Source organism: Elusimicrobiota bacterium (assembly GCA_040757695.1).
Lineage (GTDB): Bacteria > Elusimicrobiota > UBA8919 > UBA8919 > UBA8919 > JBFLWK01.
Map to the genome: position 1 here is coordinate 1 of JBFLWK010000037.1, position 20,695 is coordinate 20,695.

The 20,695-nt window shown below is 34.4% G+C and carries 22 protein-coding genes; 21 read left to right on the forward strand and 1 reads right to left on the reverse strand.

Going from position 1 to position 20,695, the window contains the following annotated elements; genetic code table 11:
- Positions 1-173: 173 nt before the first annotated feature.
- On the reverse strand, positions 174-2,375 hold the full coding sequence (locus AB1349_07640; GenBank protein MEW6557210.1) for a penicillin-binding protein 1A: 2,202 nt from the start codon (positions 2,373-2,375) through the stop codon (positions 174-176).
- Between the two features lie 184 nt (positions 2,376-2,559).
- On the opposite strand from AB1349_07640, the gene AB1349_07645 reads away from it, so the two are divergent.
- The 21 genes from AB1349_07645 to AB1349_07745 form a co-directional block, all read left to right on the forward strand.
- On the forward strand, positions 2,560-2,745 hold the full coding sequence (locus AB1349_07645; protein ID MEW6557211.1) for a hypothetical protein: 186 nt from the start codon (positions 2,560-2,562) through the stop codon (positions 2,743-2,745).
- Positions 2,746-2,752: 7 nt separating this feature from the next.
- Positions 2,753-2,977 carry a hypothetical protein gene (locus AB1349_07650; protein ID MEW6557212.1) on the forward strand — a complete coding sequence of 75 codons (225 nt, stop codon included), beginning with the start codon at positions 2,753-2,755 and terminating at the stop codon, positions 2,975-2,977.
- 580 nt (positions 2,978-3,557) lie between these two features.
- Positions 3,558-3,950 (forward strand): hypothetical protein, encoded by a 393-nt coding sequence (locus AB1349_07655; protein MEW6557213.1) that lies wholly within the window; start codon positions 3,558-3,560, stop codon positions 3,948-3,950.
- A 130-nt stretch (positions 3,951-4,080) separates the two neighbouring features.
- The gene (locus AB1349_07660) at positions 4,081-5,328 is read left to right on the forward strand and encodes a hypothetical protein (GenBank protein ID MEW6557214.1); all 1,248 of its coding nucleotides are present in this window, start codon (positions 4,081-4,083) and stop codon (positions 5,326-5,328) included.
- A gap of 2 nt (positions 5,329-5,330) precedes the next feature.
- Positions 5,331-5,702: a YfhO family protein gene (locus tag AB1349_07665; GenBank protein MEW6557215.1), complete on the forward strand. Its 372-nt coding sequence runs from the start codon at positions 5,331-5,333 to the stop codon at positions 5,700-5,702.
- A gap of 107 nt (positions 5,703-5,809) precedes the next feature.
- A complete protein-coding gene (locus AB1349_07670; GenBank protein ID MEW6557216.1) occupies positions 5,810-7,909 on the forward strand; it encodes a YfhO family protein in 2,100 nt (699 codons plus the stop codon).
- A gap of 170 nt (positions 7,910-8,079) precedes the next feature.
- Positions 8,080-9,243 (forward strand): tyrosine--tRNA ligase, encoded by a 1,164-nt coding sequence (gene tyrS / locus AB1349_07675; GenBank protein MEW6557217.1) that lies wholly within the window; start codon positions 8,080-8,082, stop codon positions 9,241-9,243.
- A gap of 4 nt (positions 9,244-9,247) precedes the next feature.
- Positions 9,248-9,784: a hypothetical protein gene (locus tag AB1349_07680; GenBank protein ID MEW6557218.1), complete on the forward strand. Its 537-nt coding sequence runs from the start codon at positions 9,248-9,250 to the stop codon at positions 9,782-9,784.
- 68 nt (positions 9,785-9,852) lie between these two features.
- A complete protein-coding gene (locus tag AB1349_07685; GenBank protein ID MEW6557219.1) occupies positions 9,853-10,188 on the forward strand; it encodes a DUF2007 domain-containing protein in 336 nt (111 codons plus the stop codon).
- 40 nt (positions 10,189-10,228) lie between these two features.
- Positions 10,229-11,287, forward strand: coding sequence for a ketol-acid reductoisomerase (gene ilvC / locus AB1349_07690; GenBank protein MEW6557220.1), 1,059 nt, complete (start codon positions 10,229-10,231; stop codon positions 11,285-11,287).
- Between the two features lie 80 nt (positions 11,288-11,367).
- Positions 11,368-11,643, forward strand: coding sequence for a hypothetical protein (locus AB1349_07695; GenBank protein ID MEW6557221.1), 276 nt, complete (start codon positions 11,368-11,370; stop codon positions 11,641-11,643).
- 57 nt (positions 11,644-11,700) lie between these two features.
- A complete protein-coding gene (locus AB1349_07700; GenBank protein MEW6557222.1) occupies positions 11,701-12,915 on the forward strand; it encodes an LL-diaminopimelate aminotransferase in 1,215 nt (404 codons plus the stop codon).
- A gap of 60 nt (positions 12,916-12,975) precedes the next feature.
- Positions 12,976-14,274 (forward strand): homoserine dehydrogenase, encoded by a 1,299-nt coding sequence (locus tag AB1349_07705; GenBank protein ID MEW6557223.1) that lies wholly within the window; start codon positions 12,976-12,978, stop codon positions 14,272-14,274.
- A gap of 49 nt (positions 14,275-14,323) precedes the next feature.
- Positions 14,324-15,463 (forward strand): threonine synthase, encoded by a 1,140-nt coding sequence (gene thrC, locus AB1349_07710; protein MEW6557224.1) that lies wholly within the window; start codon positions 14,324-14,326, stop codon positions 15,461-15,463.
- Positions 15,464-15,526: 63 nt separating this feature from the next.
- On the forward strand, positions 15,527-15,988 hold the full coding sequence (locus AB1349_07715; GenBank protein ID MEW6557225.1) for a DNA methyltransferase: 462 nt from the start codon (positions 15,527-15,529) through the stop codon (positions 15,986-15,988).
- Positions 15,989-16,026: 38 nt separating this feature from the next.
- Positions 16,027-16,407, forward strand: coding sequence for a hypothetical protein (locus AB1349_07720; GenBank protein MEW6557226.1), 381 nt, complete (start codon positions 16,027-16,029; stop codon positions 16,405-16,407).
- Between the two features lie 4 nt (positions 16,408-16,411).
- Positions 16,412-17,389 (forward strand): site-specific DNA-methyltransferase, encoded by a 978-nt coding sequence (locus tag AB1349_07725; GenBank protein MEW6557227.1) that lies wholly within the window; start codon positions 16,412-16,414, stop codon positions 17,387-17,389.
- Positions 17,373-18,392 (forward strand): hypothetical protein, encoded by a 1,020-nt coding sequence (locus AB1349_07730; GenBank protein MEW6557228.1) that lies wholly within the window; start codon positions 17,373-17,375, stop codon positions 18,390-18,392. Before AB1349_07725 ends, AB1349_07730 begins: the two co-directional genes overlap by 17 nt.
- 23 nt (positions 18,393-18,415) lie before the next feature.
- On the forward strand, positions 18,416-19,342 hold the full coding sequence (thrB, locus tag AB1349_07735) for a homoserine kinase (protein ID MEW6557229.1): 927 nt from the start codon (positions 18,416-18,418) through the stop codon (positions 19,340-19,342).
- A 5-nt stretch (positions 19,343-19,347) separates the two neighbouring features.
- Positions 19,348-20,559: an aspartate kinase gene (locus tag AB1349_07740; protein ID MEW6557230.1), complete on the forward strand. Its 1,212-nt coding sequence runs from the start codon at positions 19,348-19,350 to the stop codon at positions 20,557-20,559.
- Positions 20,556-20,695: hypothetical protein (locus AB1349_07745; GenBank protein ID MEW6557231.1), on the forward strand; the 140-nt coding region annotated here is incomplete at its 3' end. The genes AB1349_07740 and AB1349_07745, both read left to right, overlap by 4 nt.

Genomic DNA, 20,695 nt, shown 5'->3' on the forward strand with positions numbered 1-20,695 from the left:
ACTATTCATAGGAATTGTTCAGGTTTCTTGTGCATCCCTGTTTTACAGGGTTATTCCATTTTTGTCAATGAACAATATGTTTCAACATTTATTAGCAAAAATTTGCCAAACTACAGTAATTAATTAATTCGTTAATTTGTTAATTTGTTAATTCCCAGTATACTATTTACTTTTTAAAATCCACCTTCTGTATCAGTCATTACAGGCAAAACAGGAACTTGTTTGGTAGTGCCTTCTATCAAACCTGTTAATAATTCTGGTTCTGATTCATCTTCTAATTTTTTTACAATTGCAACACCCACCCCCACTTTACCGAGCGAAAACTCTTTTGGTTCTGTTCCGCTTAAGAATGTTTCTAAATATGTTCCTTTTGGATTACCAAGTGCTAAAAGCCCTGTATGTGGGTCAATTTTTGCATATGTTATATTTGCTGGCGGGATAAAATCTAAAACAGGCTGACTTCTTAATGCCTGTTTCATAAAATCAGTCCAGATAGGGCAGGCGACTCTGCCACCGGTCATTTTTTTGCCAAGCGAATGATGGTCATCATAGCCAGCCCAGACACCACATACCAACTGCGGTGTATAGCCAATAAACCATGCATCTGCGCAATCATTAGTGGTACCTGTTTTTCCTGCACAAGGTCTTCTTAAATTTTTTGCATAGATACCTGTTCCGTGTTCCACAACGCCACGTAGAAGATTTGTCATCAGAAACGCTGTCTGGGGTGAAATTACATCTTTTTCTTCCGGGGAATACTCTTCTAACAATCTGCCTATATTATTTACAACTTTTACAATTGAATATGGAGTTGTTTTTATGCCTGAATTTGCTAAACAGCCAAATGCAGCGGTCATTTCTTTTAGTGTGACTTCCGACGAGCCGAGTGCTAACGAAATCGTCGCTGTCAATGGCGATTCAATCCCAAGTTGTTTTGCATAATATGCTACCGTCGGTGGCTGTATCGTATCAGTTATCTTTATCGCACAGATGTTTAATGAGTGTTCTAACGCTTTTCTCAAAAGAACAAGCCCATGAAATTGTTCAGAATAGTTCTGAGGTTGCCATAATACCTTTTCATTCGGGTTTTTTGCTTCTGTATCTTTTTGAATAAGCGTCTCAAGAAGTTCTTTATTTGTGACATCAGAAAAATCAGTCGTGTGTGACAAAAGTTCCCAGTTGGTGCCTGTATTATAAAATGTAACCGGCGAATCGTCTATTATAGAAGTCGGAGTATAACCATTTTCTAATGCTGCTGTATAAACGAAGACCTTAAACGCACTGCCCGGCTGTCGTTTTGCTTGAAAAACACGATTAAACTGGCTTGTTGTGAAATTGCGACCACCAATCAATGCACGAACTGCGCCGGTTTTTACATCCAGACATAATAGCGCACCTTCTAATGCAACAGTTGATTTAGAAATTGTATTAAACTCAACAAGGTATCTATCAAAAATGGTCTCTGCTGTTTCCTGCATTTTTTTGTCAAGTGTTGTGTAAATTTCAAACCCGCCTTGATAAAGTTGGCTGCCATATTTACTCTCAAGTGTCTGCCGAACATATTCTATAAAATATGGTGCTACTTTTGTAGCAGTATGCGGTGGCGATAGTACGATATTTTTTCCTTCGGCTTCTTTTTTTCGGTTGTCTGTAATAAACCCAACATCACGCATTCTTGCGAGGACAACTGCTCTTCGTAGAATCGCTTTTTCTGAATTTTTGAACGGCGAATACATAGACGGTGCTCTCGGAAGCCCGGCTAAAAGCGCACATTCTTCTAATGTTAATTCTGACACATCTTTGCCAAAATAAACTTTTGCTGCAGTCGCAACACCGTAAGCACCATTACCAAAATAAATCTGGTTCAGGTACATCTCTAAAATCTCATATTTTGAATAATCACGTTCAAGTTGTAGTGCAAGTATCACTTCTTTAATTTTTCGGGCAAGCGTTTTCCGTCGGGTTAAAAAAAGTATTTTGGAAAGTTGCTGCGTGATTGTAGAACCACCTTCGGCAATATCTAATGCTTTCAGGTTGGCAACAAATGCGCCAACAATCCTATACAGGTCAATCCCCCAGTGTTTGAAAAAACGCGTGTCCTCAATCGCTATGACAGCGTTTATCATATCTTTTGGGATTTGTGACAGTGGAACAACAGTTCGTTTTTCTGTAAAAAGTTCAGCCAGAAGTTCACCTTTCATATCATAGATTTTAGTAGTCAACGAAGGTGTATAATCCACAAGTTTAGACGGGTCTGGAATATCGCCAAGATATCTTATTAAACGCTCAATAAATGTAAAAAATAAAATAATACAAACTGCCAAAAAAATCCATTTTTTCATAATTAAAAGTATAGGGATTCCTTTTTCTGTCATTCCATTCCTGAATCAAGATCAGAACAGAACTTGATATGGAATCTATGTTTATTATATCTCTAAAAAAAATAATGTCAATAAAAAAACTGCTTGACAAAATGCCAATTTTTTGTTATACTTTATTTATCTTAACAACAGTGAAGTCATCGTGAGAATATTGAACGAAATTTTGAGGAAATAACAAATGAAACGAAAACAAAAAAAAGAAATCAAAAAATGGTTAAAAGTTGTAACAAGTTTAAAAAAAAAATATAATATAAACTTTATACAATTTGAAAAAAAACTTGGGAAAGATTTTAATCTTACTTGGGAACATGAAAAGGATTATATAGATTGGGATTGGGCATTGACAAACATAAAAAACAAATAGAATTGATATGAGGATTAAACAGTTTGTTAGAGAAGTCCTTTCAACTTGTGCTGAATTTCCGTGGATAGAGAAAATTGAGCGTTATCAGATTAAAGGTAGAATTCGTCTAAGATTAATTATGGGCAAAAATTTTGTTGATGTTTATTACAACGAAGAAAAGAAAATAATTTCATATGCTTACATTGAAAATAGAAAAAGAATTTTTGGAGCAAACAATATGAGAATCGGCTAGCATATTCATCCTTTCAAGAATGCAGAAATACATATAGAAAGAAAAGCGGTTTCTATCAGACAGTTTCTCAATTTTCTTGAGAAACATCTAATAAAAGAAAACAAAATACAAAAATGATTTTGTGATGAAATAACTCTGCAAAATTTTCAGAACCATTTGGAATTTCAGGAGACGGTGTTTATTTGTTGAACTTATCTGTTCTGAATTAAAAGGCAACCTCTTTTTCGTATAACAATCGGTAAAGAAGTCACAATAATAGTAAAATGGTTTGGTAGATTTGGGTCATTTTTTATCTACAATTTTTGATATTTACGCGATTTCAAAAATAAAAATTCAAGAAAGTTTACAGTCAAAATAATTTTTACTCATAGAGTAATTAGCGCCGGTCCTCAATTAAGTCCAAAAATCACTTTTCATCTGCAATTCCCGTCTAAAGAGCAGTCCGCAATTTTAAGGGATGAGATTATCCATGCAAGTTAAAGATTCCTATTGAAGCCGTATCTATGTGACAGCTACAAGTAAAGATTTTTTTATCTGATTGATTGTTGATTAAATTGCTAAAATTTTGTAAAATTATAATATGCGGAAAAATGCAGTTGTAATTTTATTTTTTTTGTTTCTAATTTTTCTTTTCTTTCCTAAAATCTTTTTGATGATAGATGTGCCTATCACACCGGGGATTGAAAGTAATGACATCTTTTCGTTGAATTATCCATTTCGGGATTTTCTATCAAGGTCGTTAAAAAACTGGAAACTGCCTCTGTGGACTGATAAAATATCTTGTGGTTATCCGCTTTTAGCAGAAGGACAGGGTGGATTTTTTTATCCGTTAAATATAGTCCTGTTCTGGTTTCTGCCAACTTATATAGCATACAATTTTTCTATAATTTTAACATTTCTGATGGCAGGTTTATTCACATATTTGTATAGTCGCTGTATTGGAATTAACATATTTGGCTCATTGCTTTCATGAATTATTTTTATGTTTTCCGGTTTTTTTGTAACCCATCTTCAACATTTGAATATGATAAATGCTGCTTGCTGGTTACCGTTGCAGTTATTTCTTTTAGAAAAATTTGTTCAGACACAAAAAATCGTTTATTATGTATACCGGACTGATTCTTGGAATTCAAATACTCGCAGGCTATCCACAAATGCCTTATTATTCTTTGATTATTTTAGCAGTATATTCTATTTTCAGATGCCGTAGTTTCAAAAAAATAATTTTAACACTCCTGACAATTCTAATAATAGGTCTGGGAATCTCTGCAGTACAATGGGTTCCGACATATGAATTTGTTCGGTTCTCGTCCAGAAAAGCTGGGCTTGAATATAGCCAGTTTACAAGATTTTCGTATAAATTAGATGACCTTGTTATGTTTGTTTTTCCGTTTTATTACGGCACACCTGCCAAAAATAATTTTAACAAAGAAGGCACTATCTTCTGGGAAAACAGTTTTTTTATCAGTAAAGTTGCAATTTTACTTGCAGTCGTCGGGATAATTTTATATTTTAGAAAATCATATTATGTAAAAATTTTCTGTTTTCTGATATTTTTTTGTTTAATAATCGCACTACATCATCAGTTAGGACTATCTGCTGTATTTAAAAGTTTGATTCCCGGTTTTAAGTATCTGAGGATTCATCAACGCCTCCTTTTTTGTGCAGGATTTTGTATTGCAGTTTTGACAGGGTATAGTTGCGAGCTTGTTGAGAGAAAAAAACTTAGTTTGTTGTATAAATTGATGATTTTGGTTTTGATACTTTTTGAACTTTTTAGTTTTGGTAGAGATTTTAATCCAACATATAATGCAAAAAAATGGTTTTCTAAACCTGAGACATTAAAATTTTTAGAAAATGATAAAAATGATAAAGAAGTATACCGAATTTTTTCTATTGCTGACCAAAGAATTGCGTTTAATTTGGCAAATGGCTGGAATAATAATTTACAGCCATACTTTTGGTTCAGAAACTTTCTTGTACCGAATTCAAATATGACCTTTGAGATTGACAATGTTGAAGCATATACAGGCGGGCTTGGTGGTGCCGGGCTATCAGGTCCGGAAAATTATCTTGCGAAATTCAGGTCGGTAACATTTTTAGAAAAAGAACCTGATACCGACGACATAAAAGTCGTTCTTGGTAAAGAATCTGCAAAACTTTTAGGCCTGGCAAATGTAAAATATATTGTTTCAAATTATCCGATAGATAGCAAATATGTTAGATTAAAAAAAGAGATTTCAGACGGCAACATTCTACCAATAAGAATTTATGAAAATAGTCAATCTCTGCCAAGAGTTTTTGCACAGTCCCGAAAGCACTCACATTATTTAGCGATAAAGCGATATTAGAAATGCTTACAAGTAACGATTACGAACCTTCAAAAACAATTTTTATTGAGAACCAAACAAATATAAACTCGTCAAATTTAAAATCTGAAATAATCGTATTAAAAAATACACCAAAAGAAATTTTAATAAATGCTGAACTATCTGACAATGGTTTTCTGTTTTTAAGCAATACATACTATCCAGGCTGGAAAGCATTTATAGACGGTACAGAAACAAAAATTATTAAAGCGAATTATACATTTCAAGCAGTTACAGTGCAGGAAGGAAAACACATAGTAAAATTTTGTTACAGACCGGGTTCTTTTAAAATTGGACTAATCATAAGTTTGCTGTTTCTATGTGGAACGATTTGGGTTGCCAAGAAAACTCTGTAACCACGAATTAATACGAATAAACACTAATTTAAATTTTTTGTTAAAATCTCTTCGTGTAAATTTGTGTCTATTCGTGGTTATAATTTATAATTTCCTTTAAAAAAGTTATGAAGAAAAATTTTAGTGTATTACTGATTTTTGGTATTTTTGCTTTTTTGTTTCTACCAGAAGTTTTTATAATGAGTTCACTGCCAATTACTCCTGGACTCGGCGGAAGTGATATTACCGACCTTAATTTTCCGTATAGACATCTTTTAGCAAAATCGCTTAAAAATTTTGAGATTCCGTTATGGTCTGATTTAATCTGGTGTGGCTATCCTTTGCATGCAGAAGGGCAAGGTGGTTTTTTCTATCCTTTGAATCTTTTAATCTTTCTAATTTTTCAATCTGATATTGGCTTTAATCTTTCAATTATCTTAAATTTTATTCTTTGTGGTTTTTTCAGTTTTTTGTTTTTTAACGAATTCGGACTTAAAAAGCAAACCGCAGTTTTTTCTGCTGTCATTTTTTCGTTTTCCGGATTTTTCTTCTGCCATATTCAACATTTGAATATGCTTAATTCAGTAATATGGTTTCCGCTGATTTTTTATTTTATTGAAAAGTTTCTGAAAAGTAATGATTACAAAAATGCTGTCTATGTAGGCATTTCCTCGGGGGTTCAAATTCTTGCTGGATTCCCTCAGTTTGCTTATTACACCTTGATTTTTTCAGTCTTGTATTTTGTGTGTAGACCGAACAGATGTTCGGTCTATGGTGCGAACAAATGTTCGCAGCGAACATTTGTTCGGTTAATTGTCGCATTTTTGATTTTTGTCATTGTGGGCTTGTCTGTTTCCGCTGTTCAGTGGCTTTCAACTTTTGAACTTGTTAATTTTACTGCACGAAAAATCGGGTTTGCAAAAGATCCCGCACGATGGTGGTGGGCGTATAATTTTTCTGATTTAGTTACCTGGATATTCCCGTTTAAGTTTGGTTTGCCATTTGATAATTCTTTTAATAAACCGCATTCAATTTTTATAGAAAATTCATTTTATATCGGTAAAATTGCGTTAATAATTGGGTTATTCGGGTTGTTCACAAAATTCAGGAAACATCTATTTTTTTCAATAACAATTATTTTAACATTCGTTATTGCATTATCAGCTGCATTAGGTATCACATCTTTTTTAGATAAAATCCCTGGCTTTGAGCAGTTTCGTCTGCATCAGCGTGTTTTAGTTTTTGCTGTTTTTTCATTGTCATTATTTGCAGGAGTTATTATTAATAAATGGACAAATGTCCATTTAAAATTTTTGGTTTTTATTTTAATTCTTGCTGAATTATTTTATTTTGCTAATAAACAAAACGCTCTCTATAAGAGAAATAAATGGATATCCACACCTGCCATAGCAGATTTTCTACAAACCGACAAAAGTTTTTATCGTGTCTGGTCGGTAAATTCATATAATTTAGCCGTCTCAATGGCAAAAGGTTTTTCAAACGATTTGACACCATATTACAGCTACAGGAGTTTTTTGCAGCCGAATTCTAATATCGTCTGGAATATCCCTGCTATAGAAGGTCACGGTGCACTCCGCCCAAAAAGGTTTTACGAAATATGGGATGAAATGATGAGACATGGGATTGGTTTGGAGACATTAAAATTTATTGGGCTTGGTAATGGTAAATATGTGATAACATCCTATAACCTTCCACAGCAATTTCTCACGCTTAAAAAAGAATTTGAGTTTTATGAAGATCTACCTTCAATAAAACTTTATGAAAACAGACTTTTTTTACCTAAAACATTTTTTGTTACCAATGCAGTTGTTTTACCGCCTGACAAAATTATTGAACAAATGTTCCAAAAAGATTTTAACCCACTTAAAAAAATTATACTTGAAGAAATGCCTACTAAAAATATCTATAGCGGTCAAGGAACTGCTTTAATAAAAAAATATTCTAATAAAGAAATTGAAATAGAAACAATATCAGAAAATGGTGGATTTTTAGTGCTGACAGATACATTTTATCCAGGATGGAAGGTATTTATTGACGGACAGGAAACAAAAATTTTTAGAGCAAACTATATTTTTCGTGCTGTAGAAGTTTTACCAGGAAATCATTTCATAAAGTTTAGATACAAACCTACCAGTTTTGTAGTCGGGCAGTGGTTAACTATTTCTTCCATTTTTTGCTTGATTTTTTATTTTTTTTTGATAAAATAAGAAAATAGCCACAGAATCATACCAAAAAACACAAAAAAAGAACCTGACAGGATTTACAGGATTAAAAGACAGCCACAGAACTACACAGAATAACACTGAAAGCAAAAAAAAACTTAACTGAATATTCTGTAATTTTCTGTGAAATTCTGTGGCTAGGATAATTACAAAATATGAAATTAGAGGACCAACTTAAGAAAATAAGTCGTGGGACTGTTGAAATAATTTCGGAAGAAGAACTTATAGCAAAGTTGAAACTTAATAAACCATTACGGGTTAAATTAGGTGTTGACCCGACCTCGCCAGATATTCATCTTGGGCATACCGTTGTTATTGAAAAACTGAAAATATTTCAGGAATTAGGACATAAAGTTGTTTTTATTATTGGTGATTTTACTGCTCGTATAGGTGACCCATCTGGCAGAAGTGAAACCCGACCTATGCTTGGTGAAAAAGAAATTTTAGAAAATGCAAAAACATATCAACAACAGGTTTTCAAGATTCTGGATAGAGAAAAAACCGAAGTTAGATTCAACAGCCATTGGCTTTATTCTTTAGGACTTGATGGACTTTTGGAACTGGCAAAACATTCTACTGTTGCCCAGATGCTTGCACGGGCAGATTTTAGCGAAAGATATAAAGCAGGAAAAGATATAACAATACTTGAATTCCTTTACCCGTTATTGACTGGCTATGATTCTGTAAGTGTAAATTCTGACATTGAACTTGGCGGCACCGACCAGAAATTTAATCTTCTGATAGCACGCGAGATTCAAAAGGACTATGGACAGACACCGCAGGTTATTATAACTATGCCACTTTTAGAGGGAACCGATGGTGTGCAAAAAATGTCAAAATCATACAATAATTATATCGGTATATGCGAACCCCCATCAGAAATTTTTGGCAAAATAATGTCAATAACAGATGACCTTATGTATAAGTATTTTGAACTTTTGACACAAGAGAATTTAGACGAGCTAAAAAAGAATCATCCAAAAGAGATGAAACAGAAACTTGCCAAAATTATAGTTGCTAAATTTTATTCTAAAGAGATTGCTGAAAACTGTGAAGAAGAATTTAATAAAATTTTTGCTTCCAAAGAATTACCGTCTGAAATAGAAGAGTATGTCATCTCACAAAAAGAAATAAAAGTTTCGGAACTTCTTGTTAATGCTGGTCTTTCCTCAAGTAAAAAGGAATCAGAACGGTTAATCAAGCAGGGTGGTGTCAAGATAAATGAAGAAAAGATCCAACTGGACAAAATTATAAAAATAGACAGTGAAATTCTAATTCAAGTTGGGAAACGTAAATTCAAAAAAATTAAGAAGCAATAAATTTATGACTGAAAAAGAATTTTTCAATAAAGTTTCTAACAGTAAAACAGATTTTCTACAGGAGTTTATCAATCTACTTAAAAAAGAAAAAGTTACTTTTTGTGTTATTGGCGGTCTTGGAGTCAACGCATATACCGAACCCGTCGTTACTATGGATTGCGATTTGGTAATTGCACCAAGCAGTGTTAATAAAATTATTCCTGAAATAAAAAGACATTGGGAAATTAAAAAGTTCAAACATAGTGTATATGTATATTCCAAAAAATCGGATTTACGGATACAATTGCAAACAGCCCCTGAACTACAAAAATGTTTGAAGAATGCTACAGAAAAAAACGTTCTCGGATATAAACTTCCCGTTGCTTCAATAGAGGATATATTTGAAAGTAAAATTGCATCAGCACTGGAACCTGAAAGACGAGAAAGCAAACGTAGAAAAGACCAATCAGATATATTAAGGATGATAGAAGTTAAAAAAAGGTTGCTCCAATTGTTTCCTGACGAGTTAAAAAAAGAGTTATACCCTAAAGAACAAAAATAAAAAAAACAATTATTTGAATTTGAAAAAAAGTTTCAGTAACTTTCATTCAAATTGTTGAGAAAGAATATATGTTTTGTCCAAAATGTAAAGCAGAATACAGGGAAGGATATACTATATGTTCCGATTGCAAAATTCCTTTGGTTAAGGAATTACATCCTGAATCTAAACCAGAATATAGAAAATTATATGAAGTATTTTCTACAAACAATATTAATGAAGCAGAATTCGTCAAATCAGTATTTGTAGCAAATAATATTGATTGTTTTATACAAAATACATATACTGCTTCAGTTATTTCTGAAAATTTAGCAATACCAATAAAATTAATGGTGGAGAAAAAAAACGAAGAGCAAGCGAAAGATATCGTTGTTCAATATTATAAAGACAAAAAAGTGGGTAAATAGAAGTTAGGGTATTTAATTTGTTGAAAAAGGAGGGTAGCAGATGGCGAAGATTGATTTTGGTGGGGTTGTAGAAGAAGTGGTGACAAGGGATGAGTTTCCGTTATCAAAAGCACAAGAGGTGCTAAAAAATGAGGTTGTGGCTGTAATTGGATACGGTGTTCAGGGACCTGCGCAATCACTGAATATGCGAGACAACAAGATAAATGTTATCGTCGGTCAGCGTCCTGAAGAAAAGTCATACTGGGATAAAGCGGTTAAAGATGGCTGGCTGCCCGGTAAAACGCTTTTTAATATTGAGGAAGCAGCAGAAAAAGGAACAATAGTTCAATATCTGATTTCTGATGCAGGTCAGATGGCTGTCTGGCCTAAATTAAAACCGTTTCTTACTAAAGGAAAAGCATTATATTTTTCACACGGGTTCTCAATTGTGTACAAAGACCAGACAAAAGTTATTCCACCAGAAGATATAGATGTTATACTTGTTGCGCCGAAAGGTTCCGGACTATCAGTAAGACGAAATTTTTTAAGTGGTAGTGGAATAAATTCAAGTTTTGCTGTTTGGCAGGATGCAACTGGCAGAGCAAAAGAGCGAACTCTTGCAATTGGTATAGCAGTTGGTTCAGGTTTTCTATTTCCAACAACTTTTGAAAATGAGGTTTATAGCGATCTCACAGGCGAGCGAGGAACGCTTATGGGTGCATTAGCCGCTATATTAGAAGCGCAGTATAATCTTTTCAGAAAAAAGGGGCATATGCCGTCGGAAGCGTTTAATGAAACGGTTGAAGAACTCACACAAAGTTTAATAAAATTAGTTGCTGAAAACGGTATGGACTGGATGTATACAAACTGTTCTACTACTGCGCAACGAGGTGCACTTGACTGGCTGCCAAAATTCAGGAAAGCGGTTGAGCCGGTTTTTGAAGAGTTATATGAACGAGTAAAAACAGGTGTGGAAACAAAACGGGTGCTTGAAGTGAACAGTGCACCTGATTACAAAGAAAAACTTGATGCTGAATTAAGGCAGATGAGGGAGTCTGAAATGTGGCGTGCAGGCGCTGCTGTTCGTTCATTACGACCTGAAAACTGGTCCCAAAAATAGAAGAGCACGAATAGAGACACCGAATAACAGCACCAAATACAACCGAATAATTCGGTTAACATTCGGTTTCTATTCGGGTTATGAGCGAAGCGAAAATGAGAAGGTTAAAATATCGGGCTGTGTATAAAACAAGTGGTTGGATTTTTTGTACTTGGGGAGTGATTGTTGTCTTAAAAGGGATTTATGATGTTTTTATCGGGCTACCTGAGTCAGAGTTTGTACCACTTGAAAAATTTGCAAAATATTCAGGGTTTGAAGTCGTCTATGGGATTGCCTGTGTGCTTGTCGGACTTGCAATATTTGAATTTGCTAAACATCTACCCGAATTTCTAAACCCGAATAATAGCACCGAATAACTGCACCGAATTATTCGGTTATATTCGGTTAACATTCGGTTTGTATTCGCGATTTATATGAAGACATATTCCAAAAAACTTGATAAACTTCCGCCTTATATTTTCTCAAGAATAAATGCGTTGAAAAAAGAGGCATATTCACAAAAATTGGATGTGATTGATTTAGCAATGGGAAATCCTGATATGCCAACACCGGAACCGATTATAGAACGGCTTATTGATACTGTAAAAAATCATACTGGGACACATCGCTATCCTCAAGCAAAAGGAATGCCAAAATTAAGAAAAGCGATTTGCGATTGGTATAAAAAAAGGTTTGATGTTGAACTAAATTCCGAAAATGAGGCACTTGTTTTGATTGGTTCAAAAGAAGGTATTGCACATTTCTGTATGGCTTGGCTTAATCCTGGTGAAATTGCGCTTGTCGCAAATCCGGCGTATCCTGTGCATCTTAATGGTGTGATTTTAGCAGGTGGAAAAATTTACGATATGCCACTTACAGCAGAAAATAAATGGCTGCCGGATTTAACCAGAATCCCGGAAAAAATTGCTCGGCGTGCCAAACTGATGCTTTTGAACTATCCTAATAACCCGACGAGCGCAACTGTTGACGGCTTATCGTTTTTTAACGAAGTAGTAAAATTTGCGAAGAAATACGATATCATTATCTGTCACGATAACGCATATTCTGAAATTACTTTTGATAATTATGTTGCTCCATCTTTTCTACAAACCTCTGGTGCCAAAGATATTGGTGTAGAGTTTTACTCGCTTTCTAAAACCTACAATATGGCTGGCTGGCGAGTTGGATTCTGCCTTGGTAACTCAAAAATCATTGCACCGTTAGAAAAATTCAAATCATTTATTGATTACGGCGTTCCGACATTTTTGCAACTATCAGGTGTGGCAGCATTAAATTCCGAGAAAAACATAATGAAAAACACATTGGATGAATACAAAAAACGACGCGATAAATTTTGTGAAGGTCTTAACAAACTCGGCTTTATCGTTGAGAAACCTAAAGCAACAATGTATCTCTGGGCAAAACTTCCTGAAAAATTTCAGAAAATTGGTTCGCTAAAGTTTTCAGAAGAACTTATAAAAAAAACTGGGATTGCTTGTTCGCCGGGCACCGGGTTTGGAAAATACGGCGAGGGTTATATTCGTTTTGCACTGGTTACCCATTTTAACAGGTTTCACGACGCATTGTTACGCCTCAAAAAATTTATAAAAGAACACGCGAATAACACCCGAATAGAAAAACCCAAATAGCGCCCGAATAATTCGGTTATATTCGGTTAATATTCGGGAACTATTCGTGAGAAAGCGAAAATGAAAATGGTCAATCTCGGAATTGTTGGTTGCGGGGTTGTTGGTAGAAAAGTTATAGAAATTCTAAAAAATAATTCTGCTTTTATACATAAAAAATGTGGAACCAGGATGGAAATAAAATGGGTTTGTGATAAAGATTTCACTAAACTTAAAGCACTAAATTTTCCAAAAGAAAAACTTACTGCTGATGCCAGTAAAATAATACTTGACCCATCGGTAGATATACTTGTGGAATTGACTGGGTCGCCTGAAATATCAAGAAAGATTATACTGGAGGCAATGAGCCGCGGGAAACATATTGTTACTGCTAACAAAGCGTTACTTTCTAAATACTGGAATGAAATTTTTTCGGTTGCATCAAGCAAAAAACTTTTAGTTTATTTTGAAGCTGCAGTCGCTGCAGGGATACCTGTTATTCAATCACTGAACGAGGGGCTTGCTGCAAACAGAATCAACTCTATTGTTGGGATTCTCAACGGAACTACCAACTTTATACTTACCAAAATGACCGACGAAAACAAAAGTTTTAATGATGCGCTAAAACTTGCACGGCAGTTCGGTTTTGCAGAATCAAATCCTGAACTTGATATAAATGGTACTGATGCAGCACAGAAACTTTCAATACTTGCTTCTATTGCATATGGGACACATTTATCTGTTGAAAAAATATATCGCGAAGGTATCTTGGGAATAGACCCGATGGATATAAAATACGCGAAAGAAGAATTCAGTTATATACTGAAATTATTGGCAACTGTGAAGTGTAGAAATAACAAAATTTCTGCAACTGTTTATCCTGCTTTTATTCCGCAAGAACATCCATTAGCCACAGTTGAGAATGAATACAATGCAATCTATTTTGGTTGCGATTCAGCAGGTGATATTATGCTCTATGGCAAAGGTGCAGGAGGTGCTGCAGCATCAAGTGCTGTGGTATCAGATATAATGTATCTTGCCAGAAATATTTTTTATGGGACTGCCGGAAGGTTTCAGGATATTATTTATGATAAAAACAAAAAACTTATAATAAAACCAGTTGAAAAATTGGAAACAAAGTATTATCTGAGATTTTTGACTATAGATAAGCCAGGTGTGCTTGCTAAAATATCCGGCGTGCTTGGTAAGAACAATGTCTCAATCTCTGCCTGTTTTCAGGAAGGAAGACAGAAGAAACATTCTGTTCCGATTTTAATGCTTACCCACCAGGCAAAAGAAGGAAATATCAGAAAAGCAATAAAAGTAATTGATAAACTTCCAATTATAAAATCAAAAACAGTAATGATTAGAATAATGGAATAGCCATCTAACATTTGGTAGATATTACCGACGACAAAAACCAGGGAAAAAAATGATTTACAAAGGAATAATTGAACGATATAAAAAATACCTACCCGTGACGAAAAAAACGTCAATAATTACGCTTTACGAAGGCAATACACCACTTTTAAGAGCAAAGAATCTTGAAAAATTTCTTAATCTTAATCTCAATCTGTATCTCAAATTTGAAGGTGCAAATCCGACAGGTTCCTTCAAAGACCGCGGTATGACTGTTGCAATCTCAAAAGCAGTTGAAGAAGGAAGCAAAGCGGTTATCTGTGCGTCAACAGGCAATACCGCTGCATCTGCGGCAGCATATTCAGCACGAGCAGGACTTAAATGCATAGTTATCATTCCTGAAGGTGCGATTGCACTTGGCAAACTTTCACAGGCAATGATGCACGGTGCAAAAGTAATAGCGTTGAAAGGCAATTTTGACGATGCGTTAAAAATCGTTTTAGAGATTACAAAAAAATATCCAATTACACTTGTTAATTCTCTCAACCCTTACAGGATTGAGGGACAGAAAACCGCGGCATTTGAAATAGTTGATTTTTTAGGCAGAGCACCCGATTACCATTTTATTCCCGTCGGAAATGCAGGAAATATCACCGCATACTGGAAAGGCTACAAAGAGATACGAGATAGGAGATATGAGATACGAGATGACTCACATCTCACATCTCATATCTCACATCAGCCTCATATGATGGGATTCCAAGCAGAAGGCGCTGCCCCAATTGTCAAAGGAAAACCTGTAAAAAATCCGAAAACGATTGCGACAGCAATAAGAATCGGGAACCCTGCAAGTTGGAAAAAAGCAGAAGAAGCAAGAGATGAATCAGGCGGTGTTATTGATACAGTTACCGACGCTGAAATTCTTAAGGCATATAAATTGTTAGCGTCGCTTGAAGGGCTTTTTGTTGAGCCCGCATCTGCTGCATCCGTTGCCGGGCTGATAAAATATAAGAATGTCATTGCGAAAAATGTAGCCGACGCTTCAGTGCCGAAGGCACTTCAGCGTCGGCACTTGAAGCAATCTTGCCATATAGTTGTTTGCACTTTAACAGGTCACGGGTTGAAAGACCCCGATAGGGCAATAAAATCCGCCACAAAACCAAAAATCATAGAACCAGATATGAAAAAAATCGTGAAAGCAATCAGGTTATGAAGAAGAAACAAAAAAAAAGTTATTTATAAGACAAAAGATAAATCTGAACTAATTCGTGAAGAATTGGGGTTAAGTTATTTTGTTGAAAAAGAGACTTCTTCAATCGTAATTCCAAAATCAAAACATCCAAAAACTACTATTTTTAATGACATTGATTTGAATAACTGGAAAGAATACAGCGATATTATTACAGATAGTTTATGGCTGTTGGGTGCTCGTGATAAAAGCGGTGCTCATAGCGGCGAATATCACGGTAATTTTATTCCGCAGATTCCACATCAAGCGATATTGCGATATACCAAAAAAAACGAAATAGTGCTTGATACCTTTTTGGGAAGTGGCACAACTTTAATTGAATGTAAAAGATTAGGCCGCAATGGGATTGGTATTGAACTTTTACCGAATACAGTAAAAAGAGCGAAGGAACTTATATCGCAGGAACAAAATCCATATAATCTGAAGACGGATATAATAGAAGGGGACAATACTATTGCAGAAACGATAGAAAAAACAAAAAAACACTGATACAAAATTACGACACTGACAAAGTTCAACTTATAATAATGCATCCGCCGTATCACGATATTATAAAATTCAGTGAAAATCCGAATGATTTATGCAATGCTAAAACGACTGAGGAATTTTTGAATAAATTTTCTGATGTTGTTAAAAACACATATCCTTTACTTGATGAAAAAAGATTTTTAGTGCTCGTCATCGGGGATAAATACAGCCAGAGTGAATGGGTGCCTCTGGGTTTTTATACGATGCAAAAAGTTCTGGAAAACGGCTATAAACTAAAAAGTATTGTAATAAAAAATATCTCCGGCAATCGTGCAAAAAGAAATGCAGAACAACTCTGGCGCCGCCGTGCATTAGGCGGCGGATTCTATATTTTTAAACATGAGTACATAATGTTTTTCCAAAAATTGATTACAAACTAATTTTATGAAAAAGAAACAAAAAAGAGGTGTATATAAAAAAGTAAAAAACACTTCTTTTGTTATTCGTGAACAAACAGGATTAAATTATTGTGTTGATCAACAAGTCCAACAACATCATTTGAATTCAGAGTATTTTGTTACTCACCATAAATTAATAATTGGTAATTGCATGAGTATGGAAGAGATACAAAATGAGAGCGTTCATTTGATGGTTACATCACCGCCATATTTTAATGCTCCTTTTGACTATAAGTGCGTATTTAAGGATTATGGACAATATTTGGGTGTGATGAGTAAGGTTGCAAAAGAAATATTTAGAGTGTTGCAGAGCGGACGAATTGCTGTATTAAATATTGACGATATGCTGATAAATGGCGAAAAATTTCCGATCGTTGCTGATGCGACACGTATTTTTTTAAAGGCGGGTTTTAGATATAGAGATAGGATAATTTGGAAAAAACCGGAGGGTTATTTGAGAATTAGTCGTCGTAGCGGTGTTATGCTACAAAATCCTTATCCAATGTATTTTTATCCAGATAATCTTTTGGAAAGTATAATCATTTTTCAGAAGGGGAAGTTTGATTATAGGTCAATACCAAAAGAAACAAGAGAAACATCCAAAATTGATTTAAAAGAATTTCAAGATAAAAAATGGTTTATGACTTTATGGGATATGGTAAATGTTTTACCCGGTGCGACACTGGAAAAAGATATAGCGACATTCCCGGAAGAACTTCCATATAGAGCAATAAAGTTGTTTTCATATAAAGGCGAAACTGTATTGGACCCTTTTGCAGGAAGCGGGACTACGATGAAAGTAGCAAGAGATTTAGGGCGAAATAGTATAGGGATAGAATTAAAAGAAAAACTGATATCAATTATTAAGAAAAAACTTGGTTTTGAAGGACAAATGCAATTACATAATAGTTCTGATACATTTAATGTTGTTATACGAAAAGAGAAATATGCACATATCGGCTAAAATAACCGGAATAAAATACAAACCATTTCTATGCAAAGATTTACAGGTCTATGATTTTAAAAATCTGGATGACGCAATAACAGAAAATGGTTCTTTTTTACTGAAAACAAATACGGAGGGTCAAATTGCAGTAAGTTGGTGGGTTTCTGCTAAAAGAACAAGGTCTTATCCATATGCGAGAGTTTATGATACGATCAGATTTTCAGGTAAAAAAGTTACAATAATTCCGATTTATAAAGATGAAGGCAAAGACGGCGATAGAGATTTTTTGCAATGGGATACAATTTCGCTAATGAGTTTACTTGGGATTTATGTAATAATTGCTTATTATGAAAATGCGACAAAAAACAAGGATTATGAAAATAAAATTACAGAACAGAGATTTAATTATGCTTATCTGAAAAATAGAATTAAAGAAATTTTAAGTTATCAATCCGATGCATTACATTGGAATTTGTCTCAAATAGACAAGGTAAGTGAAATAGCGGAAAAGTCATTACAATCATATCAAATAATTTCAAAAAAACTTAAGGTTGTAATGCATTCAAATGAATCAGCATTAAAAAGAATACAAGAACTTCAAAAAGGCAAAGATATTTTTATGAAATTATCCAGAAATTTAGCAAAAAAAGCCCAACTGCGAGAAAGTGTTACTATTCAGCCAAAAGAAAAATTAAACGGCACAAAAGGGATTATAACAATAAAAAACTATTTAGGCGGAGAATACTATTTTACTTCGGATGAAATTAAAAATGATGGTAAAAGTTTATATTTAATAGAGGGTAAACATAGCGAAAAAGATAAGTTGCCATCAACAGAAGATATAAAAGATGGACTTTTGAAAATGATTTTATTTTGTAATCTTAAAAATGTGGAAATAGATAACCAATTTTTTGAAACAACCCCAATTCTTAAACTAACAACGGCCAAGAATTTTAATGTAAAACTGCTGACAACATCGCAGGAAAAAACAATAAATTTATTAAGACAAGAATCTACCTAATAATAATTTTAAAATTTTGATAAATGAAAAACCAATATAATTCTATAAAAATTAAGATTCCGGCGACGACGGCAAATTTTGGTGCAGGATATGATGTGCTCGGTGCCGCCCTCAAACTTTACAACGAAATAGAAGTAATAAAAGTTAAAAGTCAAAAGTTAAAGGTTAAAATTGAGGTTAAAGGAGAAGGTGAAAATCAACTGCCAAGGAATGAGAGAAATATTGTTTGCCAAGCAATAAAAATTATTTTTAACAAATTACAAATTACAGATTACAAATTACAAATTAAGATGATAAACAGAATACCGCTTGCGAGAGGGTTAGGTTCATCAGCAGCAGCAAGAGTTGGTGGACTTGTTGCAGCGAATAAAATTTGTGGAGATAAACTTTCAGATAATGAAATAATAAAAATTGCGACAGAACTTGAAGGTCATCCTGATAATGTCGTTCCTGCTTTTTATGGTGGGCTCTGTGTTTGTAATTATGCCGGAAAAAATGTTACATATACAAAATTCAAAATGCCAACCGATTTAATGGCGGTTCTTTGTATTCCTGATTTTGAGGTTTCAACAGACAAGGCAAGAGAGATTTTGCCGAAAATGATTTCGCACAGAGACGCTGTCTTTAATTCAAGCCGGGTAGCGCTTTTTATCTCAGCAATTATCCAAAAAAAATACGAATTTTTATCAATTGCGATGGAAGACAAACTCCATCAGCCCTACAGAAAAAAACTTATTCCAGGAATGGACGATGTTTTTAATTCGGCAAAGAAATTCGGTGCTTATGGTGTTTGTATTTCTGGAAGTGGACCGACGATATTAGCGATAAGTGGCAAGTGGTTGGCAAGCAAGATAGGAAAAGCAATGCAAAAAACATTTTTAAAATACAATGTAGAGTCAAAATATATTGTTTCTGATTTTGATAATGAAGGCATAAGAATTTTAAATTGATAGATATGGATAAACTTGTTGTGATGAAATTTGGTGGCTCGTCGGTAGCAACACCTGAAAAGATAAAAAATGTCGCAAATCGTATAACACAGAAAGCAAAAAAAAACCGTGTTGTTGTGGTTGTTTCTGCACCTGGTGATTTGACAGACGACTTAATACAAAAAGCAAAAAGCATAACAGAAACACCTGACCCAAGAGAAATGGATATGCTTCTGGCAACGGGTGAGATGCAATCAATAGCATTGCTAACTATGGCGATAAAAGAGAATGGTTGTGATGCAATTTCACTGACGGGCCCGCAGGCAGGTATTTATGCCGATAGAATTCATACAAAAGCAAAAATTAAAAAAATAAGACCAAAAAAAGTTATTGAAGAGTTGAAAAAAAACAAAATCGTGATTGTTGCAGGTTTTCAAGGAATAAATCCTAATGATGATATAACTACACTGGGTCGTGGTGGTAGCGATTTAACTGCTGTAGCGCTTGCAGCAGTACTGAAATCCAAGATATGTGAAATCTATACAGATGTAAAAGGTGTCTATACTGCAGACCCGCGAGTGGTTAATGATGCACGGAAACTTGATAAAATTTCATATGATGAGATGCTGGAATTAGCAGGTGTAGGCAGCCAGGTTATGATGGCACGCTCAATAGAAGTTGCAAAGAAATTTAATGTACCTATACATGTTCGGTCAACATTTTCAACAGAAAAAGGCACCGTTATAACTAAGGAGGTTGGTAATATGGAAGAGGTTGTAGTATCAGGTATTGCATTTGACAAAAACGAAACAAAGGTTTCTATTTGCGATGTACCGGATAAACCTGGAATTGCTGCCAAAATTTTTGGTGCACTTGCTAAAAAAAATATCAATGTGGATATGATAATTCAATCTGCTGCCCGAGAAGGATATAATGATATTTCGTTTACTGTTTCTAAAAATGACTTAAAAAATGCAATAACAATTCTAAAAAATGTTTCCCAAAAACTTGGCGGTGGCGATATTATTGCCGACGAGAATGTAGCCAAGATTTCAATCGTTGGCATTGGAATGCGAAGTCATCCGGGTGTTGCTGCAAAAATGTTCAAAATACTTGCGGATAATGCAATAAATATCCAGATGATTTCTACTTCAGAAATAAAAATTTCGTGTGTAATATCAAATAAAGACACGGATAAAGCGGTTAACGCATTACACGGAGGGTTTGGACTTGGATGAAAATAAAACTGTTTGATACCTCGTTACGAGATGGTACACAGGGTGAAGGGATTTCGTTAACAGTTGAAGATAAACTAAAAATCGCGGTTGCACTTGATAATCTCGGTATCCATTATATTGAAGGTGGCTGGCCGTT

Bases quoted from the DNA above. Each gene is read 5' to 3' on its own strand.
- AB1349_07640 (MEW6557210.1), bottom strand. From the start codon at position 2,375: ATGACAGAAAAAGGAATCCCTATACTTTTAATTATGAAAAAATGGATT.
- AB1349_07645 (MEW6557211.1), top strand. From the start codon at position 2,560: ATGAAACGAAAACAAAAAAAAGAAATCAAAAAATGGTTAAAAGTTGTA.
- AB1349_07650 (MEW6557212.1), top strand. From the start codon at position 2,753: ATGAGGATTAAACAGTTTGTTAGAGAAGTCCTTTCAACTTGTGCTGAA.
- AB1349_07655 (MEW6557213.1), top strand. From the start codon at position 3,558: ATGCGGAAAAATGCAGTTGTAATTTTATTTTTTTTGTTTCTAATTTTT.
- AB1349_07660 (MEW6557214.1), top strand. From the start codon at position 4,081: ATGTATACCGGACTGATTCTTGGAATTCAAATACTCGCAGGCTATCCA.
- AB1349_07665 (MEW6557215.1), top strand. From the start codon at position 5,331: ATGCTTACAAGTAACGATTACGAACCTTCAAAAACAATTTTTATTGAG.
- AB1349_07670 (MEW6557216.1), top strand. From the start codon at position 5,810: ATGAAGAAAAATTTTAGTGTATTACTGATTTTTGGTATTTTTGCTTTT.
- tyrS (MEW6557217.1), top strand. From the start codon at position 8,080: ATGAAATTAGAGGACCAACTTAAGAAAATAAGTCGTGGGACTGTTGAA.
- AB1349_07680 (MEW6557218.1), top strand. From the start codon at position 9,248: ATGACTGAAAAAGAATTTTTCAATAAAGTTTCTAACAGTAAAACAGAT.
- AB1349_07685 (MEW6557219.1), top strand. From the start codon at position 9,853: ATGTTTTGTCCAAAATGTAAAGCAGAATACAGGGAAGGATATACTATA.
- ilvC (MEW6557220.1), top strand. From the start codon at position 10,229: ATGGCGAAGATTGATTTTGGTGGGGTTGTAGAAGAAGTGGTGACAAGG.
- AB1349_07695 (MEW6557221.1), top strand. From the start codon at position 11,368: ATGAGCGAAGCGAAAATGAGAAGGTTAAAATATCGGGCTGTGTATAAA.
- AB1349_07700 (MEW6557222.1), top strand. From the start codon at position 11,701: ATGAAGACATATTCCAAAAAACTTGATAAACTTCCGCCTTATATTTTC.
- AB1349_07705 (MEW6557223.1), top strand. From the start codon at position 12,976: ATGAAAATGGTCAATCTCGGAATTGTTGGTTGCGGGGTTGTTGGTAGA.
- thrC (MEW6557224.1), top strand. From the start codon at position 14,324: ATGATTTACAAAGGAATAATTGAACGATATAAAAAATACCTACCCGTG.
- AB1349_07720 (MEW6557226.1), top strand. From the start codon at position 16,027: ATGCATCCGCCGTATCACGATATTATAAAATTCAGTGAAAATCCGAAT.
- AB1349_07725 (MEW6557227.1), top strand. From the start codon at position 16,412: ATGAAAAAGAAACAAAAAAGAGGTGTATATAAAAAAGTAAAAAACACT.
- AB1349_07730 (MEW6557228.1), top strand. From the start codon at position 17,373: ATGCACATATCGGCTAAAATAACCGGAATAAAATACAAACCATTTCTA.
- thrB (MEW6557229.1), top strand. From the start codon at position 18,416: ATGAAAAACCAATATAATTCTATAAAAATTAAGATTCCGGCGACGACG.
- AB1349_07740 (MEW6557230.1), top strand. From the start codon at position 19,348: ATGGATAAACTTGTTGTGATGAAATTTGGTGGCTCGTCGGTAGCAACA.